This window comes from Brevibacterium daeguense, assembly GCF_021729135.1.
In the GTDB taxonomy this organism is placed as follows: Bacteria; Actinomycetota; Actinomycetes; order Actinomycetales; family Brevibacteriaceae; genus Brevibacterium; species Brevibacterium daeguense.
The window spans coordinates 1-21046 of sequence record NZ_JAJTWW010000028.1; the positions used below are offsets into that span (position 1 = coordinate 1).

Annotated in this window: 17 protein-coding genes; 9 read left to right on the plus strand and 8 right to left on the minus strand. The window is 69.1% G+C overall.

Features of this window, described 5'->3' with window-relative positions; all coding sequences use genetic code 11:
• Window positions 1-280: 280 nt before the first annotated feature.
• Genes LXN01_RS15540 through LXN01_RS15550 form a run of 3 tightly spaced genes read left to right on the plus strand, consistent with a single transcriptional unit; the run spans window position 281 to window position 3352 of the window.
• Complete coding sequence (locus LXN01_RS15540; protein ID WP_236866675.1) at window positions 281-568, plus strand: hypothetical protein; 288 nt, start codon at window positions 281-283, stop codon at window positions 566-568.
• 1 nt (window position 569) lies between these two features.
• On the plus strand, window positions 570-2591 hold the full coding sequence (locus LXN01_RS15545; protein WP_236866677.1) for a M91 family zinc metallopeptidase: 2022 nt from the start codon (window positions 570-572) through the stop codon (window positions 2589-2591).
• A 14-nt stretch (window positions 2592-2605) separates the two neighbouring features.
• Entirely contained in the window at window positions 2606-3352 is a 747-nt protein-coding gene (locus LXN01_RS15550) for a hypothetical protein (RefSeq protein WP_236866679.1), read from the plus strand.
• 8 nt (window positions 3353-3360) lie between these two features.
• Here LXN01_RS15550 and LXN01_RS15555 read toward each other — a convergent pair whose 3' ends face one another.
• Together LXN01_RS15555 and LXN01_RS15560 are read right to left on the minus strand one after the other, a co-directional pair.
• Entirely contained in the window at window positions 3361-3594 is a 234-nt protein-coding gene (locus LXN01_RS15555) for a hypothetical protein (protein WP_236866681.1), read from the minus strand.
• A gap of 99 nt (window positions 3595-3693) precedes the next feature.
• Window positions 3694-4644: an NAD-dependent epimerase/dehydratase family protein gene (locus LXN01_RS15560; RefSeq protein WP_236866683.1), complete on the minus strand. Its 951-nt coding sequence runs from the start codon at window positions 4642-4644 to the stop codon at window positions 3694-3696.
• Window positions 4645-4769: 125 nt separating this feature from the next.
• Here LXN01_RS15560 and LXN01_RS15565 point away from each other — a divergent pair, with 125 nt between their 5' ends.
• Entirely contained in the window at window positions 4770-5582 is an 813-nt protein-coding gene (locus LXN01_RS15565; RefSeq protein WP_236866685.1) for a TetR/AcrR family transcriptional regulator, read from the plus strand.
• Between the two features lie 74 nt (window positions 5583-5656).
• On the opposite strand, the gene LXN01_RS15570 is transcribed toward LXN01_RS15565, so the two are convergent.
• From LXN01_RS15570 to LXN01_RS15580, 3 genes are all read right to left on the minus strand, one after another.
• Window positions 5657-8230: an excinuclease ABC subunit UvrA gene (locus LXN01_RS15570; protein ID WP_236866687.1), complete on the minus strand. Its 2574-nt coding sequence runs from the start codon at window positions 8228-8230 to the stop codon at window positions 5657-5659.
• A 98-nt stretch (window positions 8231-8328) separates the two neighbouring features.
• Entirely contained in the window at window positions 8329-9375 is a 1047-nt protein-coding gene (locus LXN01_RS15575) for an LLM class flavin-dependent oxidoreductase (protein ID WP_236866689.1), read from the minus strand.
• 31 nt (window positions 9376-9406) lie between these two features.
• Window positions 9407-10126, minus strand: coding sequence for an NADPH-dependent F420 reductase (locus LXN01_RS15580; protein WP_236866691.1), 720 nt, complete (start codon window positions 10124-10126; stop codon window positions 9407-9409).
• Window positions 10127-10267: 141 nt separating this feature from the next.
• Between LXN01_RS15580 and LXN01_RS15585 the strand changes: the two genes are divergently transcribed.
• The gene (locus LXN01_RS15585; RefSeq protein WP_236866693.1) at window positions 10268-10774 is read left to right on the plus strand and encodes a MarR family winged helix-turn-helix transcriptional regulator; all 507 of its coding nucleotides are present in this window, start codon (window positions 10268-10270) and stop codon (window positions 10772-10774) included.
• Here the strand turns inward: LXN01_RS15585 and LXN01_RS15590 are convergent.
• Window positions 10762-13503: a cation-transporting P-type ATPase gene (locus LXN01_RS15590; RefSeq protein WP_236866694.1), complete on the minus strand. Its 2742-nt coding sequence runs from the start codon at window positions 13501-13503 to the stop codon at window positions 10762-10764. The two genes, LXN01_RS15585 and LXN01_RS15590, sit on opposite strands and share 13 nt — an antisense overlap.
• A gap of 148 nt (window positions 13504-13651) precedes the next feature.
• On the opposite strand from LXN01_RS15590, the gene LXN01_RS15595 reads away from it, so the two are divergent.
• The 4 genes from LXN01_RS15595 (at window position 13652) to LXN01_RS15610 (ending at window position 18438) form a co-directional block, all read left to right on the plus strand.
• On the plus strand, window positions 13652-16135 hold the full coding sequence (locus tag LXN01_RS15595) for an ABC transporter permease (RefSeq protein ID WP_236866696.1): 2484 nt from the start codon (window positions 13652-13654) through the stop codon (window positions 16133-16135).
• A 9-nt stretch (window positions 16136-16144) separates the two neighbouring features.
• On the plus strand, window positions 16145-16906 hold the full coding sequence (locus tag LXN01_RS15600) for an ABC transporter ATP-binding protein (protein WP_236866698.1): 762 nt from the start codon (window positions 16145-16147) through the stop codon (window positions 16904-16906).
• A gap of 156 nt (window positions 16907-17062) precedes the next feature.
• Complete coding sequence (locus LXN01_RS15605; protein WP_236866699.1) at window positions 17063-18079, plus strand: serine hydrolase domain-containing protein; 1017 nt, start codon at window positions 17063-17065, stop codon at window positions 18077-18079.
• Window positions 18076-18438, plus strand: coding sequence for a hypothetical protein (locus tag LXN01_RS15610; protein WP_236866701.1), 363 nt, complete (start codon window positions 18076-18078; stop codon window positions 18436-18438). The genes LXN01_RS15605 and LXN01_RS15610 overlap by 4 nt, the downstream gene beginning before the upstream one ends.
• 135 nt (window positions 18439-18573) lie before the next feature.
• Here LXN01_RS15610 and LXN01_RS15615 read toward each other — a convergent pair whose 3' ends face one another.
• Both LXN01_RS15615 and LXN01_RS15620 read right to left on the minus strand, forming a co-directional pair.
• A complete protein-coding gene (locus LXN01_RS15615; protein ID WP_236866703.1) occupies window positions 18574-19584 on the minus strand; it encodes a TerC family protein in 1011 nt (336 codons plus the stop codon).
• 355 nt (window positions 19585-19939) lie between these two features.
• Window positions 19940-20890, minus strand: a complete 951-nt coding sequence (locus tag LXN01_RS15620) for a 3-hydroxyacyl-CoA dehydrogenase NAD-binding domain-containing protein (RefSeq protein ID WP_236866705.1) — start codon at window positions 20888-20890, stop codon at window positions 19940-19942.
• Window positions 20891-21046 lie beyond the last annotated feature (156 nt).

Consider the following 21046-nt stretch of genomic DNA (forward strand, 5'->3'; position numbering starts at 1 on the left):
GCCGACATCTGATCGGCCCTCGTCCCGCGACCGCCGCGGCTACGTAGTTTCGGCGGGCGCGGGACCGGCTTCCACCTTCCTGCCGCTGCGCAGTGACCCGCAATTCCGTCGAGGAGGCCTGGACCGGACGGAATGAAGGCGACCAGCGGTGCGGGCACGATCGGGTGCGGAACGGCGACGCCCGGTGTCAGATCTGCAACCGCCTCGGCCGGTTGAGCCCCGTGCATCTGCCATATCATCGAGAGCGTCCTCATTCCCCTCATCCCCGGAGGCAGCACCCATGGGCGACAACGTTCACATGGACATCCCCGCAGTGGCATCGATGGGCAACGACCTCGCCACCTGTGCCACGCAGCTCGACCCCGCATCCACGGGGCTCGCCTCGGCCGGCGCCCTCGGCGCGGATGCCGCGGGCACCCTGCCGAGCGCCGGGCGCCTCGCCGCCTCCGCCGACGGTGCCAATGCCGCCGTCGCGACGTTCGGTGCCACCCTCGCCGACGTCCTCGCCATCGACTCCGAATACGTGATCCTGGCCGCGGCGCAGGTCAAGGAAGCCTACGGGGAGTGACATGCCGTCAGTGAGCAGATCCGACGTCTGGGACCTCGAGGCGACGGCCGGGACGATCATCGACCACCTCCGGAAATGGCGGGCCGCGCGCGAGGCGTTCGCATCGGTGGGCAGCAGCGTCACCTCGAAGGTCACCAGCACCCAGCACGGCTGGGACGACTCCCATGCCGAGAGCTTCTTCGCCTACGCCCCCATGCTCGCGGATGCCCTGAACCGCGGCGTCGAGCACTGCTCCGCGGCGATCACCGCTCTCGAGAACGCGGAGACCGCCATCTCCACGGCCCAGGGTCGGCTCGACGCCCTGCTCTCCCGGGTGCCTGCCGGTGTGAGTGTCGCCCGCGGCTCCGGCGCGGTGACGTTCACGTACCCGGATCCGCCGGAGGGCGAGACGGACGCTGCGACCATCGCCGCGATCGACGGTCTGGTCGCCGACGCCCGCCCGATCACGGATGAGGCTGACGACGCGGTGTCCGCCGCCGCCGGCGCGCTGAAGTCCGTTGCCGCGCTCACGGACGGTGATGCGAATCAGTGGAGCGCCATCGCACTGACCGGCGCGCCCAAGTGGAAGCACCCGGATTACGGCACCTCGGCCGTCCCGGTGATCATCGACCTGGGCGACGGCCGGTATGCCGTCGCCGGCACGAACGCCGGCGAGTACTACCGGATCACCACCGACCCGGAGACCGGCGAGCTCGTTCTCACCATCTACCAGCTCCGCTCGGAGCCGCACGAGAAGACGAATTCCGACGGCGATCCGTACACCGTCCACGTGGAGTCGATCGACGAGACCGTCGAGCCGGAGATCCACCGCTTCCCCGCCGGCACGGACCTCGTCGTCAATACCGGCGGCGGCAACGACCGGCTCGACGTCCCGCCCGGCACCGACCTGTCGATCCGGGTCTTCGGGGGGACCGGAGCGGACACCATCAACACCCGGGGGACCGACCAGGCCGCGCAGACTTTCGGTGGTGCCGGCAACGACTACATCGAATCCGGTGCCGGCGCCGACCACATCTTCGGCGGCTCGGGCGACGACTATGTCGACGCTGGCGCAGGCGACGACCGCCTCCACGGCGGCACCGGACACGACTACATGTACGGTACCGACGGACGCGACTTCCTGTGGGGCGGCGAAGGCCGGGACTACCTGGACGGCGGCTCCGGCAACGACCACCTCTTCGGCGGGAGCGGCGCCGACCAGTTGCAGGGCGGCCGCGACGACGATGCCGTCTACGGCGGGGACGGCGACGACGTCCTGTACGGCGGTCACGGTACCGACTCGATCGACGGTGGCGCGGGAGCCAACACCGCCTACAGCGGGAAGGACGATGCGGTCACCGGCGCCAACCACGTGATCGTCGAGTACAACCCGGACCTGGGGCAGGACATCGTCATCGAGGGCTCGCCCGAGTTCATCGCCCGCGTGCAGTCGGATCTCGAGCACATGCGCTCCTCGCCCGCCGGTCAGCAGCAGATGGCGAACGTCGACCAGAACCTCGACGACTCCGACGGCTTTCCTCTGATCGACTGGAACGGCCGCGACACCTTCGTGATCCGCGAGTACACCGGCGAGTTCCACGAGGGATTCGCCGACGGCGATGCCACCTGGGACGACCAGAACTCGACCGGCGGCTACCAGAACCGCGGGGTCGGCGGCCGGGAGTACGTCATCAACTACAACCCGCGGATCACCTTCATCGATCCGGACCCGAGCGACTGGGACCAGAACACGACGCCGCCGTTCGTCGTCTTCTACCACGAGTTCGGCCACGTCAATCAGTACAGCTCCGGAAGCGTGCCCGACGGCAAATACGACCAGGACGGCGACGGCAAGGCGGAGACGAAGAACCTCGAACGGCAGAATGTGGGACTGCCCTGGGATTACACGGGCGGCGGCTTCCTCGGCAATGGTCCGGACGGCACCGAGGACCCCACGCAGGACGAGGAGTCCGGCTGGGACTACGACTACACCGAGAACGGGATCCGCGACGAGCTCGGCCTGGACCGCAGGACCCAGTACTGAGCGCGCGGCCGGAGATGCGGAACACTCTGAGGGCGAAGAATCCCCGCCGCGCGCAGGCGAACGCGCAGGCCGTGCGCAGTTCGTCGGCGCGTGCGGGGCTCACCCGCCGCGTCATGGCAGCGGCGGCCGTTGCGATCCTCGCCACTGCCGGCTGCAGCCCCGCCTCACCCCAGGAGGTCGACCCGACCGTGAACCCGACAGCGAGCGAGCCCAGCAACTCCCAGGCCCCCCGCGACATCAGCGCACACTTCAGCTCGTCATTCGACCCGGGGACCTCCACACTTCGTGTCACCTATGACGTGCACAACACCGGGACCGAGGCGGTCGTCGCCCTGAATCAGCTCCCCGCCGAGGCTCGGGCTTCGCTGACGCCGAGCGACGTCAGCGGTGATACCGTGCTCGTGAGCACCGAGGACGGCGTCGTCCAGGTGGCGCAGCGCTACTTCCAGCCCTCCGGACAGGGGGACGCCCCGGGGACTCCGTTGGTCGCCGGGACCCTGATCGCACCGGGGGGGACGATGCGACATCAGGTGACAGTGGCGTCGCCGGTGAGCGCCTGGGCGCCGCCGTACCCGTCCGGCGAGTGGAGCCGCGACGGGATCACCAGGGCCTCGCAGTGGCAGTTCTGCGTGGGAGTCGTCCACGGCGCTCCGTCGGACAACCCCGACTTCGTTACCGTGCCCGTAGGGCATTACGACCAGGAGCTGCTGTGCTCCGAGCCGGAGCAGATCCCCGAGGGGCTCGTGTTCACCGAACCCTGACGTGCCCCTCAGTCGTCCTCTTCGCCCCCGTCATCGCCCTCGTCATCCCCGCCACCATTGCCTTCGTCCTCGTCGTCGCCCTGGTCCTGACCGCCGCCATCCTGCTCCTGCTCCTGCTCCTGCTGTTCTTCGTCCATCCCCACCCCGCCGCACGCGGCCGCGGTGGTGAACGGCAGCACGAGGGTGACCAGGACCGCGGCTGTGCGCCGGCGATACCGGTGCAGGGCACGTGAATCTGTCATGTCGCCTCCTTGAAGAGCCTTCTCACCCGCACTCACAGCGAGTGCGCGCGCACGACCACTTTCGCCGAGGGGCCCGGCCGGTGCAAGATGGCGGGGAGGTCACGAGGCGGGGCTCACCGGTGATGCCGCCGCCGCACCTGCCAGCGACTTCCTCAAAGCCGAGTCCCACGCCGTGGGCCTGAGCCCCTGGTCGACCATGAGCCGACCGGGCTGCAGAACGCTCGGATGCGACCAGAGGTACGACTGATTCGCCAGTTCGCGCATCATCGGGGAGACCACGCCCGCCAGATGGAAGGCGGCGGTGGGAATCCGGCGGACCCGCACCGGGCCGTGACCGGCGAATGCGGCGGCGTCCTGAGCCATCTGACGTTGAGTCAACGGCGCCTCGGCGGGGACGGTGAGCACGGCATCACCGTCCGGTGCGAGCGCCTCGGCATGAGCTGCGCTGTAGGCCATCGCCGCGGTGAGGTCCGGGATGTAGGTGTAGGTGCGCGGGGCGTCCGGATCGCCCATCGCCCACACGCTCCGCCCGCGGCTGGCGGGTTCGAGGATCAGCAGGTGGAAGGCCGCGGTCTGCCCGTTGGCGGTCGGGCCGACGAGGTCCGCCGCGACGACGGACAGCGTGCGCGCCGGGTGTGCGGCCCGCGCCTCGAGCAGCTCTCTGCGGACTTCACCGAGAGGTGAGACCGGGGCGAATGGTGCGGTCTCGGTGAGGCGGCGGGCGCCGGTGCCGTAGGCGTAGACGCTCTCGGGGAAGACGACCGGGATGCCGAGCTCGGCGGCGAGGTCCATCACTGCGCGTTCGCGGTGAGGCAGGTCGCGTCGCCACGCCCGAGCATCGTAGGTGCTGTGGATGCAGTGGAACACGGCCGCGGCGCCCTCGGCCGCCCTGCGCAGCAGCCCGATGTCGGCAGCGTCACCGCTCACGGTTGTCGTCCCGGGCACCGGGACTGCTGAGCGCCGGAGGACTGTGACGGTGTGGCCAGCCGCGACGAGGTCGGCGGCGAGCTGGGTGCCGATCTGGCCGGCGCCGGTGATGAGGTATTTCAAGGCTTCTCCCAAAATGGTGAGCAGTACTCTCTGTGTGCTCCTGACGGTACGGCGTCGCGAAGGGAATTTCAAGAGCACTGCTCGCAGAATTGCCAGGTCGCCCTCCGGCTGGCAGACTGGCCGCCATGACCAGGCCCCGTCGCACCCATGCCCAGGCGCGCGAGCAGATGCGCCGCGGCATCCTCACCGCCGGGAGCAAGCAGCTGGCCGAGCGGGGTGCTGCCGCCCTTTCGGTCAGGGAGATCGCCCGCGAACTCGGGGTCGCCTCCTCGGCGATCTATCGGCACGTCGCCAATCGCGACGAACTGCTCACGATGCTGCTCGTCGACGCCTTCACCGAGCTCGCCGAGGCGGTCCTGCAGGCGGCAGACGACGCTGTACTTGAGGACGCTGCGGCTGACCACGCCGTGCCTGCGGACGCCGCGGTTGACGACGGCGCCGCCGCGGATGACGACGGCGCCGCCGCAGATGACGCTGCGGCCGTCGACGCCAGGGCAGGGGCGTGCGGGGTGGGCGGACCCGGCGCCGAGCTGGCGGCGATCGCCCGGACCACGCGCACATGGGCCTGCGCCAATCCCGCGAAATGGGGCCTGATCTACGGCACGCCCGTGCCCGGCTACTCTGCCCCTGCCGAGCAGACCACAGCCCCGGGGGTGAGGGTCATGGGGCGCTTCGCGGCGGTGCTGTCCGCGGGCAGACTCGCCGAGGCGCCGCCCGTCAGCCCCGAGTTCCGGGCTGAGCTCGTCTCCGGCGGCGCAGAGGTCGGCGTTCACGCGGATCCGGAGCTCATGGCCGAGGCGCTCGCGGCCTGGACCGCGTTGGTGGGCATGATCAGCGCGGAGGTGTTCGGTCACCTCGGTCCCGAGCTCGCCGAGCATGGCGAGGAGATGCTCGAGCGCTGGATCGCCGAGGTGCAGCGACGGTTCCGGCTGGATTGATCGACCCGGGACGCTGCGGGCCTCTCACGATCCGCCGCAATCCGCTCCGTCATACCTCCGCCGCGATCCGCCCGTCACCCCGTCCGCAGGAACTTTCCCGTCACGCTGCTCGGATCCCCGGCGACCGCCTCGGGAGTGCCGGTCGCGATGATGCGCCCGCCGTCCTCGCCGCCGCCCGGGCCCATGTCGATGATGTGGTCGGCGTTGGCGATCATGTCGAGGTCGTGTTCGATGACGACCACGGTGCCACCCTGGTCCACCAGCCGCTGCAGCACGCCGATCAGCACCCGCACGTCCAGCGGGTGCAGGCCGACCGTGGGCTCGTCGAACACGAACAGCGTCCGGTTCTGCTTGCGGTCGAGCTCGGACACGAGCTTGAGCCGCTGCGCCTCGCCACCGGACAGCGCAGGCGTCGCCTCGCCGAGCGTCAGGTAACCCAGCCCTACGTTGATCAGCCGCTGCATCCGCGTCCGCACGCGCGCCACGTCGCCAACGTGCTCGATCGCCTCGGCGACCGTCAGCGCGAGGAGCTCCGGTAGGCTCAGCTCGCCTTCCCCGGTCGCTGACGGGCGCCGGTGCGCGGCCGCCTCCGGGCCGTAGCGCCCGCCCTCGCAGACGGGGCAGACGATGTCGACGTCGGGCAGGAACTGGATGTCCAGCGAGATCTCACCCGTCCCCTCGCACCGCGGGCACTTCAGCGAGCCCGTGTTGTAGGAGAAGTCGCCGGCCGTGAGCCCGGCCGCCCGCGCGGAGTCCAGGCGCGCGAACTCCCTGCGCAGATCGTCGAGCACGCCCGAGTAGGTCGCCACGGTCGAGCGCACGTTGATCCCGATCGGCGTCGCGTCGACGACGTTGACCCGTTCCACCCCGGCCCGGTCCACCTCGGCGACGTGGGCCGGCAGCCGGTCCCCCGCCTCGGCGGCCAGCGCCGGCACCAGGCTCTCCAGCACGAGCGTCGTCTTCCCGGAGCCGGACACCCCCGTGATCGCGGTGATCCGCCCCCGCGGAATCTCGACGTCGAGGGCGTGGACGGTGTGCACGGGCCGTGTCCGCAGGCGGATGCGTCCGTGCTCGAACGTCGCCGAGGCGCCCGCCCGGTCCCGCACGACGACCTCCTCCCGGCCCGCGAGGAATCCGCCGATGCGGGAGGCGGGATCGCCTTCGACCTGGGCGACGGTGCCCTGGGCGACCACCTCGCCGCCCTGGCGCCCGGAGGCGGGCCCGATCTCGATGAGGTGGTCGGCCGCGCGCAGCACCTGGACGTCGTGGTCGACGATGACGACGGAGTTGCCCTCGGCGAGCAGGTCGTCGATGACGCCGGTGAGTCCGCGCAGGTTGGACGGGTGCAGCCCGATCGAGGGCTCGTCGAGGACGTAGAGGACGCCGGTGGTCTCATTCCGGACGGCGCGGGCGAGCTGCACGCGCTGGCGCTCGCCGGTGGACAGTGTGGAGCCGGCCCGGTCGAGGGCGAGGTAGCCCAGCCCCAGCTCCAGCAGTCGGCGGCCCATCCCGAGGAGCGCGTCGGTGAGGCTGTCGGCCATCGACCGCATGGGGCCGGGGACGGCCCCGGGAAGCGTGCGCGCCCAGTCGACGACGTCTTCGAGCGGCAGTGCGGTGATGTCGGCGAGGTTCTGCTCGCCGATCCGCGGTGCACGCGCGGCGGGGGACAGGCGGGTGCCTCCGCAGTCGGGGCAGGGGCGGATGTCGAGGAAGCGGCTGACCCGGGCCAGGCGCTTGCCCTCGGTGGCGCGCTCGAGCTCCTTCGTCACGGTCAGGCGGGCGTTGCGGAAGGTGAAGTCGAGGTCGTGGATCCCCTTCGTCGTCGTGACGGTGATGTGCTTCTTCTCCTCCGGGCCGTCCAGGACGATGTCCCGCTCCCGGTCGGTGAGCTCGCGCCAGGGGACGTCGGTGCGCACGCCGAACTCGCGGGCGATCTGCGGCTGGACGTTGAACCCGAACATCTGCCACGGGATCACGGCGCCGTCGTCGATCGTCATGTCGGGGTCGCGGATGAGGGAGTCGTCGTCGACCTCGCGGACGGAGCCGGTGCCCTCGCAGGTGGGGCAGGCGCCGGCGGAGTTGAAGGCGAGCGCCTCGGCTCCGAGGGCCTCGAACTCCACGCCGCAGACCTCGCAGACGAGCGGCTCCTCGGCGGCGACCGCGAAGGAGGGCGGATTCCGGTGGCCGTTGGGGCAGACGTGCGAGGCCAGGCGGGAGAAGATCAGCCGGATGACGTTGAGGAGTTCCGTCGAGGTGCCGAACGTCGACCGCACGCCCGGCACTCCGGGGCGCTGGCGCAGCGCGAGCGCGGCCGGCACGTGGGTCACGCGGTCGACGTCCGCGCGGGCCGCCTGCCCCATCCGGCGGCGGGTATAGGTGGACAGGGCCTCGATGTAGCGGCGCGAGCCCTCGGCGTAGAGCACGCCCATCGCCAGGGAGGATTTCCCGGAGCCGGACACGCCGGCGATCGCGACGAGCTGATTCAGGGGGATGTCGACGTCGATGTCCTTGAGGTTGTGCACCCGCGCCCCTCGCACCTGGATGGCGGCGGGCTGCGCAGGGCTGCGCGCGTCGCCCGTCCGGGGTTGGTTCCGGTCGGGTGCTTGCTCCCGCGTGCGCCGCCGAGGCGTGGACTGCTCCGTGGTCATCTCCACCTCCGCGACCAACGGTACCGGCGCGCAGCTCTAGCTCTCGCGGGCCAGGCCTGCCTCTCGCGGGCCAGGCCTGCCTCTCGCGGGAAGCAGGCCTACCTCTCGCGGGCCAGCAGGCGCTCCACGCGCGGCTTGACCTCGGTGGCCAGCAGGGTGAGCGACTCGAGGAGGTGCTCGTGGGGCAGGCCGCCGATGTCCATCTGCAGGAAGTGGCGCATGTGACCCATGTACCCGTGCAGGTGGACGATCCGCTCGGCGACCTCGTCGGGGTCGCCGACGTAGTAGGCGCCCGGCGCCTCGGCCTGGGCCAGGAAGGCGCTCTTGTCGGGCGCGGGCCACCCGCGCAGTCGGCCCATCTCCACGTTGAGGTTGTGCCAACCCGGGTAGAACCGGTCGAGGGCCTCCTGCTTGGTGGGAGCGACCAGCCCGAGCGCGGCCACGGAGACCTTGATGCCATCACCGGTGTGTCCGGCCGCGGCGGCAGAGCGGCGGTACAGCTCGGCCAGCGGGGCGAAGCGGTGGGGCGCCCCGCCGATGATTCCGTAGGAGACCGGCAGTCCCAGTTGCCCGGCCCGTGCTGAGGAGCCGGCATTGCCGCCGGTGGCCAGCCAGATCGGCAGCCGTCCGGCGGCCGGCCGCGGCACGACCGCGAGGCCCGGGATGTCCGGGCGCCGGGCTCCTCGCCACGTGACGACCGCATCGGCGCTGCTGTTGATGGTCATCAGCAGGTTGAGCTTGTTGGCGTAGAGCTCGTCGTAGTCGGCCAAGTCGTAGCCGAACAGGGGAAACGTCTCCACCGAGGATCCGCGGCCGGCGGTGATCTCGATCCGGCCGCCGCCGGCGATCGCGTCGGCGGTGGCGAACTGCTGGTAGACGCGCACCGGATCGTCGGTGCTGATGATGCTGGCGGCGCTGCCGAGGGTGATCTGCTTCGTGGCCGCGGCCGCGGCGGCGATCATCGCCCCCGGCGAGGAGGCGGGCATGCTCGCCGTGTGGTGCTCGCCGACGCCGAAGTAGTCCAGGCCCGCTGCATCGGCATGCACGATGGCCTCGTACAGGTTGCGGACCGCTCCGGCGGTGTCGGTCTGCTCTCCAGAGCTGTCGAACTGGGTGTCGCCGAAGCTGTAGGCGCCGATTTCCATGGTGTCTCCAGGGGTCACGAGTGGTCGGGGGTCAGGCGTGGGACGGCTGGGAGGCCGTGCTGAGCAGGGCCCGGAGCTGTGCGGCCGTGTGGGAGCCGTTGAAGATCTCGGTCCCGGGCTGGAAGGCGCGCCCGGCGGCAAGGGGTCCGGCGTCGACCGGGTCGTAGCCCAGCTGGTCGATGAACTCGGCGACCAGCTCCTTGGCCTCGGGGTGGTCGCCGGCCAGGGCCAGAGCGCGGCGGTCCGGGGTGCCGGGGGCGCGGCCGTCCTCCTCGAGGTCGTGATAGCCGATGTGGTTGAGCGTCTTGACGAGGGCGGCCCCGCGCAGGAAATCCTGGACGACCTCGCTGCTGGTGCGCGGGTCGTCCTCGAAATCGGCGATCTCACCGTCGATGGGCGACCAGTAGTTCATGACGTCGATGACTGTCCTTCCTGCCAGCAGCTCCGGATCGAGGGTCCGGTACTTGTGCAGCGGAACCGCGACGACGACAAGATCTGCGGCGGCGGCATCGGGCGCATCGACAGCGACGGCACCGGCAGTGACGATCTCGACGATCATCGCGATCTCCTCGACGGGTTTGGCCGTCGCGATCCTGACCTCGAAACCGGCCTTCAGCGCCTGGCGGGCCACGGCGGTGCCCACCCGGCCGGCGCCGAGGATCCCGATGGTGCGCAGGTCGGAGGCCTCACGGCGTGGAGAGGCCTCGCGGCGTGGAGACGCGCCGCGCAGTTCAGAGGCAGAGGAATTCACGTGGTGTGCTCCTTGAGTCGTCCGAGTGAGGGAGGAGTTCGCGGACTCCAGCACCACCGCAATCAATAATATGCTGTACAACAGACTATATTGTCCGCAGATGATCTTCTCAACCGAGCAGTGACGTTTATCATGGACGCTATGACCGACCTCAGCAGAGCGACCGAATCCCGTTCCGCCCCCACTCTTCCCGGGGAGCTGGGCTGGAACCTGGGCATGGTCCTGCGCGGCTACCAGTCGCGGTTCGAGGACGCCGTTCAGGGCATGCCGTCCGGTGTCCGCGGCTTCCAGGTGCTGTCTGCCGTCGTGCATCGGGACCCGCCCAATCAGCAGGCGCTGGGGGCTCACCTGGTCATCGATCGGACCGTGCTCACCTACCTGCTCGACAGCCTGGTCAGGGCCGGGGTGGTCGAGCGGATCCCGGCTCCCACCGATCGCCGGGCTCGCAAGATCGTCGCCACCGACGAGGGGCGCGCGCTGCTGGAGCAGTACGAGGAGCGGGTAGCAGCGGCCGAGTCCGAGCTGCTGTCAGGGATCGATGAGTCGGAGGCGGGAACGCTGGTCGCCCTCATCGGCCGGCTCGCGATGGACATCCACCGCGCCCAGCCGGGTGCCAGTCCCTGCGAGGCGATGGATCACCTGCCCTGACGCCGCCGCAGCGCCTTGTCGATCTCGACCACGAGGAACACCAGCACGCCGGCGGCGATCGGCACCAGCCATCCGGCGAGGTTGACCGAGCCCGAGGCGAACGCGACCTGCATGAACGGCAGGTACACGAATCCCAGCTGCAGCACCAGCATCACGGCGATGCAGATCCACGAGATCGGATTCGTCGTGAACAGCTCCTTCCGGAAGCTGGAGGTGCGGGTGAAGCGGGAGGCCAGCAGGTAGAAGATCTGGCCGACGACCAGGGTGTTGACCGCGGTGGTGCGCGAGATCTCGGTGGGGACGCCGGCGCCCTGGCCCACCAGGAACACGCCGATGGTGACCGCTCCCAGCAGCAGGGAGACGTAGATGATCCGGATGACGCCGGCCAGCGGCAGGATGGATTCGCCGGGGCTGCGCGGCGGGCGCTGCATGATGTCCGGTTCGGCCGGTTCGAACGCCAGCGCCAGCGCCAGGGTGACGGCGGTGATGGTGTTGACCCACAGCACCTGCACCGGGGTCAGCGGCAGCGTGAAGCCCAGCAGCACGGACACCAGGATCACCAGGCCCTGCGCGCCGTTGGTGGGCAGGATGTAGACGATCGCCTTGCGCAGATTGTCGTAGATGGTGCGCCCCATCCCGACGGCGCGGGCGATGGTGGCGAAGTTGTCGTCGGCCAGGACGACGTCGGCGGCCTCCTTGGTCGCCTCGGTGCCCTTGATCCCCATCGCCACGCCGATGTCGGCGCGCTTGAGCGCGGGGGCGTCGTTGACCCCGTCGCCCGTCATGGCGACGACCTGTCCCTCCTCCTGGAGGGCCGTGACCAGGCGCAGCTTGTGCTCCGGGCTGGTGCGGGCGAAGATCGTGTGCTCGGCGGCGATCCGGCGCATGTCATCGTCGGAGGCCTCCTCCAGCTCCGCGCCGACCACGGCTGCGCCGTCGCCGGCGATGTTCATCTCCCGCCCGATCGCGGTCGCCGTGCCGGCATGGTCGCCGGTGATCATGATGACGCGGATGCCGGCGTCGTGGCATTCGCGGATCGCGTCGATCGCCTCGGCCCGAGGCGGGTCGATGATTCCGTACAGGCCCAGGAAGACGAACCCGCCGGCGTCGACGTCCTCGGGCGTGATCAGGCTTTCGCGCTCGTCGTCGTCGGTCCTCTCGTCGAGGATCGTCTGGTCGGCCCGGCGGGCCGCGGCGGCGAGCACCCGCAGTCCGCGCCCGCTGAGCTCGTCGATCGTCCGCTCCCAGCGCTCGCGGTCGAGCGCCTCGCTGCTGTCGAGGTCCGCCCCTTGGTAGGCGCAGCGGTCGAGCAGGCGGTCGGGTGCGCCCTTGAGGTGGAGGACCAGGCCGTCGGCCGTCCGGTCCAGCGTGGCCATGTACTTGTACTTCGAGTCGAAGGGGACCACGGCGACGCGGGATTCGTCATGGCCCTCGATGCCGGCCTTGAGCGCGAAGGTGCGCAGGCCCCCGTCGGTGGGCTCGCCGGAGAGCACCCACTCGCCGTCCTGCTGGGCGACGGTCGACTCGTTGGTCCGCGCCGCCACCTCGGCGAGCATCCGGAGGTCGGTGTGCTCGTCGATGGCGGTGGGCCTGCCGGCGAGCAGGATCTCGCCCTCCGGGGCATAGCCGGTGCCGGTGACCTCGTAGTCGCCGGCCGGGGTGACCACCGCGCGGACGGTCATCTCGTTGCGGGTGAGGGTGCCGGTCTTGTCCGAGCAGATGACGGTCACCGAGCCGAGCGTCTCCACCGAGTTCATCCGGCGGGTGATCGAGTTGTGCTGGGCCATCTTCTGCACGCCCAGGGCCAGGGTGATGGTCAGCACCGCCGGCAGCCCCTCCGGGATCGCGGCCACCGCGAACCCGATCGCCGACAGTGTCAGCTCGCCCAGCGAGTACTCGTAGAGGAGCCAGCCGATCCCGAACATCAGGATCGCGGCGACGACGACCACCAGGGACAGCTTCTTGCTGAACGAGGTCATCTGCCGGGTCAGCGGGGTCTCGAGGGATTCGACCTCGCCGAGCATGCGGGTGATGTGGCCGATCTCCGTCTGCAGGCCGGTGCCGACGACCACGCCCTTGCCGGAGCCGGAGGCGACGGTGGTCCCGGAGAACGCCATGCTGCTGCGGTCTCCGATCCCGGCATCCGCCTCGACGGCGGCCGGGTCCTTCTCCACCGGCACCGATTCGCCGGTCAGCGCCGCCTCCTCGGCGGTGAGGTTGGTCTCATCGAGCAGGCGGACGTCGGCGGGCACCTTGTCCCCGGCGTTCAGCCGGACGATGTCGCCGGGCACGAGGTCCTCGGCGGGCACGGTGGTCCAGCCGTCGTCGCGCTTCACCTGGGCGTTGAGGGAGAGCATCGAGCGGATGCCCTCGAGTGCGTTGGCGGCCTTGCCCTCCTGCACGTAGCCGATGACCGCGTTGACGATTACCACGGCGAGGATGACGATCGTGTCGACGACCTCCCCGAGCACGGCGGTGAAGACGGCCGCACCCAGCAGAACGTAGATCATCGGATCCCGGAACTGTCGCAGCAGGCGCGTCAGCGCCGATTCCTGCTTGCCCGCGGGGAGGGCGTTGGGCCCGTGCCTGTCGAGCCGCCGGGCGGCCTCGTCGGAGCTGAGGCCCTGGTCGGAGGTGTCGAGGGCCTGCAGCGCCGCCTCCGGATCACCGGCATGGGGATTCGGGAAGGCGACCGCCTCGTCCGAGGTCGGGCTGGGTGTCTGGGTCATGACTCCACCTTCGCTGGTCGACCTGGATATCCGCTAGAGCGGAGGTGAATTCGGGGGCCATTCCGTGACGGTCATCTCCGGCTGTCACGGTCCCGCTCCGAGGACTGGCTTGGGGTAGCTTGGGGATAACCGAAGGAAGGTGAATCCGATGGCCAAGGGCATCACGCCGAGAACGGATTCCGTCCGCTCCCCCAATGCCCTCGACGCCACGACCGGATCACCCGAAGCCGGACCCGTCCCCGCCGGTCGTCGTCGCCAGGGCGGCGATCTCTACCGTCGCATGGTCGCCCGGGACTTCGACGCCAACCGCAGTGTCACCGTGCTGCTGGTCGTGCTGATGATGCTCTCGGTCCTGCTGGCCGTTGCGAGCGCCGGGACGCTGGTCCGTCTCACCGGCGCGGCGGGCAATCTGATGACCCAGGCCGACGCGCCGCACGTGGTCCAGCTCCATGCCGGGGACTATGACCAGTCGGCGGTGGACCGCTGGGCAGGCGAGCGACCCGACGTCGTGGCCCAGCAGACGATGCTGATGCTCGGCATCGACGGGGCGAACCTGTTCTTCGACGACGTGCCGCAGACCACGAACATCCAGCAGAACGCCCTGGTGGTGCCCAACACGGAGCGCGATCTGCTGCTGGACCTGGACAACCAGCCGATCACCGACGTCGCGCCGGGCACGATCGTCCTCCCGGTGATCTACCAGGTGGAGGCCGGCCTGGAGGTGGGTGGCACGGTCCGGATCACCGCCGAGGACGGCTTCGAGAAGGAATTCACCATCGCGGGTTTCGCCCGCGACTCGATCATGAACCCGGCCATCACCAGCTCCAAGCGGCTCGCGGTGTCAGCCGCAGACCTGGAGGAGGTGCGCGCACACACGGGCTCGGTGGAGCACCTGATCTCGTTCTGGCTTGCCGATCCGGACGCGCAGACCGGGGAGTTCGAGAAGGCCTACCAGGACTCGGACCTGCCGCAGGCCGGTCAGCTGGTCGACTCGGCGGCCTTCCGGATGTTCACCATGATCGGGGACGGACTGGTTGCCGCGGTCGTGATCCTGGTTGCAGTCCTGCTGCTGGGAGTGGGGCTGCTGTGCCTCCGGTTCTCCTTCCTCACCGCCGCCGAGCAGGATTACCGCGAGATCGGGGTGCTCAAGGCGATCGGCGTCGCCCCGCGCGACGTGAAGAGGATCTATCTGACCAAGTACGCCCTGCTCGCAGGCCTCGCCTCGGTGCTGGGTCTGCTGGGCGGGTGGGCGCTGACCCCGCTGCTGACCCGGAGCATCACCCGCTACATGGGTTCGGCCCCGAGCGTGGGGAACTGGCTCATCCCGATCCTGGCGGCGCTGGTGGTCTTCGCGATGCTGGTGCTGTTCGTCGTGGTGCTGCTGCGTCGGCTCGACAAGGTCAGCGCGGTGACTGCACTCAGCGCAGGCGCGACCGGGCGGCAGTCCAGCGCCTCACGCCTGCGGCTGCACCGGTCCCGGATGCCGGTGCACCTTCGGCTCGGGATCATGGACGTGGTCGGCCGCCTGACGACCTACCTGCTGCTGTTCCTCGTCTTCGTGATCAGCACGTTCATCATGATCGTGCCGGTCAACTCCGCCACCACCGCCAACGCACTCGAGTTCATCAACTACATGGGCACCGGCGCCGTGGACCTGCGCATCGACCTCCGCTATACCGACGACACCTCGGCGGACCAGTTCGCCCGAGCTCTGGACCGACTCAGCGCAGATCCGGATGCGGCCACGATCACGCCGATGGTGACCACCCGGAACGACACCGTCGACAAGGACGGCAACACCATCAGCCTGTACGTCGAGAACGGCGATCACGCCCTGCTGCCTCCGCTGTACGCGGAGGGCCGAGCGCCGACGGACAGCTCTGAGATCGCATTGTCGCTGCTGGCGCTGAACCAGGCCGGGCGCCAGGTCGGCGACACCCTCCCGGTCGAGGTCGGCGGGCAGACCCGTGACCTGAGCATCGTCGGCAGCTATCAGGACATCACCAACGGCGGCAAGACCGCCAAAGCGTCCCTGACCACGGACGCGGACGACGTGATGTGGTACATGATCGGCGTCGAGCTGGCCCCCGGAGCCGACCCCACCGACAAGGCTGCGGAGTACACGGACCGACTCGCCCCCGCCAAGGTCGCCGATATCGAGCAATGGCGGATCCAGACGCTCGGCCCGATCGCCGGTCAGATCGCGATCACGGCCGGGGCCTCGGCGATCGTGGCGGTCGCCCTGGCGATGCTCATGACGGCCCTGTTCACCCGGATGCTCCTCGCCCGCGACGCGGGTCCGATTGCAGTCCAGCGCGCCATCGGAGCCGACGATTCTGGGCTTCGCGGCCAGTACCTCACCCGGATCCTGCTGGTCCTGGTCGGTGGCGTGATCGTCGGGACTCTGGCCGCGAACACCCTCGGCGAGGGGCTGTTCAATCTCATGTTCGAGGCGATGTTCGGCGGGTTCGAGACTCTTGGCCAGGGGACCAGCCGCATCGACTTCGCCGTGAACCCGCTGCTGGCCTACGTGGCCCTTCCGGCGGCGCTGATCGGCGCTGTCGCCGCGGCGGCCGTCGCCAGCTCCCGATCGATCTCCGCCACCAGCATCTCGACACTCACCACCGAATAGAGGGCTGTGATGACCACCGCTACCACGACCACCGGCACCATCCTCGACGCCCAGGCCCTGACCAAGGCCTTCGCCGGCCACTCCGTGCTGCACGGGGTGGACCTCCAGGTCCACGACGGCGAGTTCATCTCCGTGATGGGCCCCTCCGGATCCGGCAAGTCGACCCTGCTCTACAACATCAGCGGCATGGACACGATGACCTCCGGCGATGTCTCCTTCGCCGGACAGCACCTAGCCGAGCTGAGCCAGAAGCAATTGGCCAGGCTGCGGCTGACCACCATGGGGTTCATCTTCCAGCACGTCCACCTCCTGAAGAACCTGTGCCTGCTGGACAACGTGGTGCTGCCGGCGTACCTGGCCGGGCTCGAGCCGCGGGAGACGATCAACGAACGGGCGATGGGACTGATGGAGCGCACCGGTGTCGCCGAGCTGGCGCACCGGGACGTCTCCGAGGCATCCGGCGGGCAGCTGCAGCGTGTCGGGATCTGCCGCGCTCTGATCAACCGGCCGAGAATCCTGTTCGGCGACGAGCCGACCGGAGCACTCGACTCCACCGCGGCCTCCGAGATCATGGACATCCTCGGCGAGCTCAGCGCGGAAGGCACCACCATCATGCTGGTCACGCACGATGCCGGGGTCGCCGCCCGCACCAACCGGGTGCTGTACATGGTCGACGGCCGGATCGTCGGTGACCGTGAGCAGGGCCGGTACACCGGCGAGGGCCTGGATCAGCGGCACGCCGACGTGGCGCGGTGGCTGCTGGAGCGCTGAGAGTTCGCGGTCGGGGAACTGTTCGCCGAGAAGGAGCTTGAAGTGATGCAGGACCGGGGGCCATCTTTTCCGAGTCAGATCCCTCGAAGGGCCTTGCTGACCGCGGGGGCGGGCGCGGGAGTGGCGGGGCTGCTGGCATTGGTCGGGCCCCGTCCCGTGCGCAGAGCGCCTGGCCGCAGCGGCGACGCCGCACTGCTGGCTCAGGCGGAGCCACACCTGCGCGGGCTCAATCGGGTCGCGCTGGCTTACATCGATGGCGAGACCACGAGGTACGCAGGCATCGGCGCCGACGAGCGGACCCCGTTCGAAATCGGCTCGGTGTCCAAGACCTTCTGCGGGGCTGTCTTGATGCATATGGTCGCAACGGGCGAGGTCGCCCTGGACACGACCGTCAGTGAAATCATCGACGTGAACGAGACGGAGCTGGCGCACGTGACTTTGCGGGAACTCGCATCGCACACCTCAGGCTTGCCGGACTTCACGGCACGCCAGACCAGTAGCCGCAACATCTGGTTCGGTTTGCTCCACGCCGACGGCGCCCGGCAGGACGCGGCGGAAACGATGTCCGACGTGCTCGGCCAACACCTGACGGGCAGGGGAGAGTACTCCTACTCCACCGCAGGCATTGCACTGTTGGCCCATCTGCTGGCCCACCGCGCCGGAACCACCTACCAGGAGCTGCTCACCCAGCGAATACTCAAGCCGCTGTCCCTGACGGACACACACCTTCCGGTGAATCGGGCCGGCCTGCCCACGGGGTGGGACAAGGGTCTGCTCGGCGGGCGTCCTGCCGAGCCGTGGACCCTCAACGGACTGGCTCCGGGCGGGGGCATGTGGTCAACCAGCGCGAACCTCGCCACCTGGATGCGCCTGACTCGGGATGGTCGCCAGCCGGGGGCAGGCGGACTTGAGCCGGTGGCCCCCTCACCCATCCCGCCATGGATGCCCGACGCACAGATCGCCATCACCTGGGTTCTCGCAACTACTCCAGGAGGGGAAGACCTGATCTTCCACAGCGGACTCACGGGCTCCCACCACTCCTTCGTGGGCTACTGCCCCCGGACGAGGCGCGGCCTGGCCTACATCGTCAACTCGGCGCCGACAGGAGCACAGCTGCTGATGCTCCAGGGCGACCTCGTGGAAACCCTGCTGGACGAAGGGGCGTCAACGTGAGCGACGCCGTCGTGATGACCGTGACCGCGCTGCTCGCTCTCGGCGTCCTCGGCTGGGAGATCTGGGGTATCTGGCACCTCGCGCGGCACACACCCACGCGTCAGCGGGCTCTGACGCACGTGCTGGGTGTCATCGCCGGGACCGCACTGTTGGGCGTGGTGCTCCCAGCCGCTCTGCTGCGGGCTGTCGATCCCTTCCCGGTATGGCTGGTCTACGCAGTTCTCGCGGTTACGGCCGCCGCCGTTCTCGTGTGGCGCTGGCCCAGCCTGGAACCGGGGAAGGGACGCCATCCCAGCCTGGTGATCACGTCGGGCATATTGCTCCTGGTGCTCGCGATTGCCGGCATCGCAGTGACCTGACGGCACGATCCGGTAGTGACTGTCCTGTCTCCGTGTCATTGGAAGACCGCACCGGTGGCTCTGATCGTCCTCAGCAGGCCGATGCCCCGCTTGCCGCGCGTGAAGAAGCCCCTGAGCGCGCAAGGTGCCAGCGCCTCACGCGACGTCCTCCCGCGTGCTGGACAGGTCGCCGTGCTGCGTGGTGCGAGCACCGCGGGACTTGACCAGGCTGGCGACCGTGGCGACGGTGATCGTGGCGGCGATGAACAGCAGCGAGAACCAGATCGGGATCTCCGGCGCCCAGAGCATCGGCTCACCGCCGTTGATGAAGGGCAGCTCGTTCACATGCATGGCGTGCAGGACGAGCTTCACCCCGATGAAGGCGAGGATCACGGCAAGGCCCTGCGCCAGATAGACCAGTCGCTCCAGCAGTCCGCCGATGAGGAAGTACAGCTGGCGAAGGCCCATCAGCGCGAACGCGTTCGCGGTGAAGACGATGTAAGCCTCTTCGGTCAGTCCGTAGATCGCGGGAATCGAGTCGACCGCGAAGACAAGGTCGACGAATCCAATCGCGATGATGACCAGCAGCATCGGCGTCACGTAACGGCGGCCGTCCTTCACTACCGTCAGCCGGTCCCCGCTGTACTCGTCGTTGACGGGAAGGTGACGACGGACGAAGCGCATGAACCTGCCGGAGGCTGGATTCGAGTCGTCGTGCGCGAAGGCCTGGCGGTAGGCCAGAAAGAGCAGCAGCGCGCCGAAGATGTAGAAGATCCAGGAGAAGTTCGCGATCAGCGCGGCACCGACCGCGATGAAAACACCGCGCAGGATCAGCGCGATCACGATTCCGATCATCAGCACCTTCTGCTGATAGATCTTCGGCACCGCGAACCCGGTCATGATGATGAGGAAGACGAAGATGTTGTCGACCGACAGCGCCTTCTCGGTGAGATAGCCCGCGAAGTACTCGCCGCCGTATCTCCAGCCCGACGTCACGCCGATGCCCACGCCGAACAGCAGCGCGAGCCCGATGTAGAACGCCGACCACCGCGCGGATTCCCCGAGTGTCGGCTCGTGCGGCTTGCGCACATGTGCGAAGAACTCGAAGACGAAGAACGCGATCGTGACCGCGATGGTGATGACCCATACGAGCAGGGAGATGTTCACGGGGACCTCCGGTTGGCGTGGTTGATCTACGCCAAGGTCTTCTCCAGCCTCGAAATCGAGGACCAGCGACCCGGGATGCGAACCTGCATCCGTAATGACGAGCCGACCGCGTCGGAGTACTCCCCTCGGGCTCCGAACTCTACAGGGGGACCCCTTATGACCCCTGCACAGTTCCACGAATCCGCAGATGTTTCACATCTTCGCCTCGCTGCGTCGCCGGCCTTTCTGAAGGGTCGGTGACGGTCCGGAATGCGCTGCGCCCAGAACCTGCAGCTCAGAGCGCCCAGGACCTATTGGCTCAAGGACCGTCGGAGGGCCTGCAGCACAGGGCCCCGCGGTTCCGCCCGGGCCCGGATCAGGGGATGTGGGGTGTGGCCTGCTTGGCGAGGATGAGGTCGATGAGGAGCTGGTCGCGCTGATCCAGGGTCTGCGGCCAGTCGTAGCCCTCGAGCTCGCGGTCCACGCCTTCGGCCATCACGGGAATGTAGTCGTCGGTCTCCGGGTAGGTGCCCAGGGTGCGGGCCCACTCGCGCTGCGCCGGGCCGATGTGCTCGAGGACATGGGTGATGCCGCCGTCGCCGCCGGAGGCGTGCAGGTTGAGGAAGGGCCCGAGCAGGGCCCAGCGCAGGCCCGGGCCGTAGGCGACCGCGGTGTCGATGTCCTCGACGCTGGCCACTCCGCTGGAGACCAGATGGAACATCTCGGTCCACAGGGCCACCTGCAGGCGGTTCGCCACGTGACCGGGCACCTCCTTGTTGATGCGGATGGGCCGCTTGCCGATCTCGGCGTAGAACGCCAGGGTCCGCTCCACTGCCTCGGGGGAGGTCTGCTCGCCCCCGAGGACTTCGACCAGCGGGATCAGGTGCGGCGGGTTGAACGGGTGCCCGAGGACCATGCGCTCGGGGTGCTGCATTCCCTGCTGGATGTCGGTGATGAGGAGTCCGGACGAGGAGGTCGCGATGATCGCCTCGGCGCTGGCGCCGGATTCGATCTCGGCCAGGATGGACTGCTTGATCTCCACGCGCTCCGGTCCGTTCTCCTGGATGAACTCCGCCCCTCGGACCGCCTCCGCCGCCGAGGCGGTGAACCGGAGATTGTTCGAGCTGGCCCCCTGGGCCAGGCCGATGGTCTCCAGGGTGGGCCAGAAGTCCTCGACCCAGCTATGGAGTCGATCCTCGGCTCCGTCTGCCGGATCCGATGCGCTGACGGTGAAGCCCTGTGCCAGGTAGTACGCGGTCCAGCTGGCGCCGATGACGCCCGTTCCGATGACGGCGATGGTCCGGTCGGTTCTGTCTGCAGTGGTCATGTCGGTGGTCCTCCCGATAGCGGCGAGTGAGACGCAAGAGACCTTGCCGATTCCACTGTACGACGGGTGGACCAGGCCACCGATGAGGTGTGCCCATCTTCCCGCCTCGACCATGGAGGCGGTGATTTCGGCAGGGATTGTCCCTAGCACAGCCGC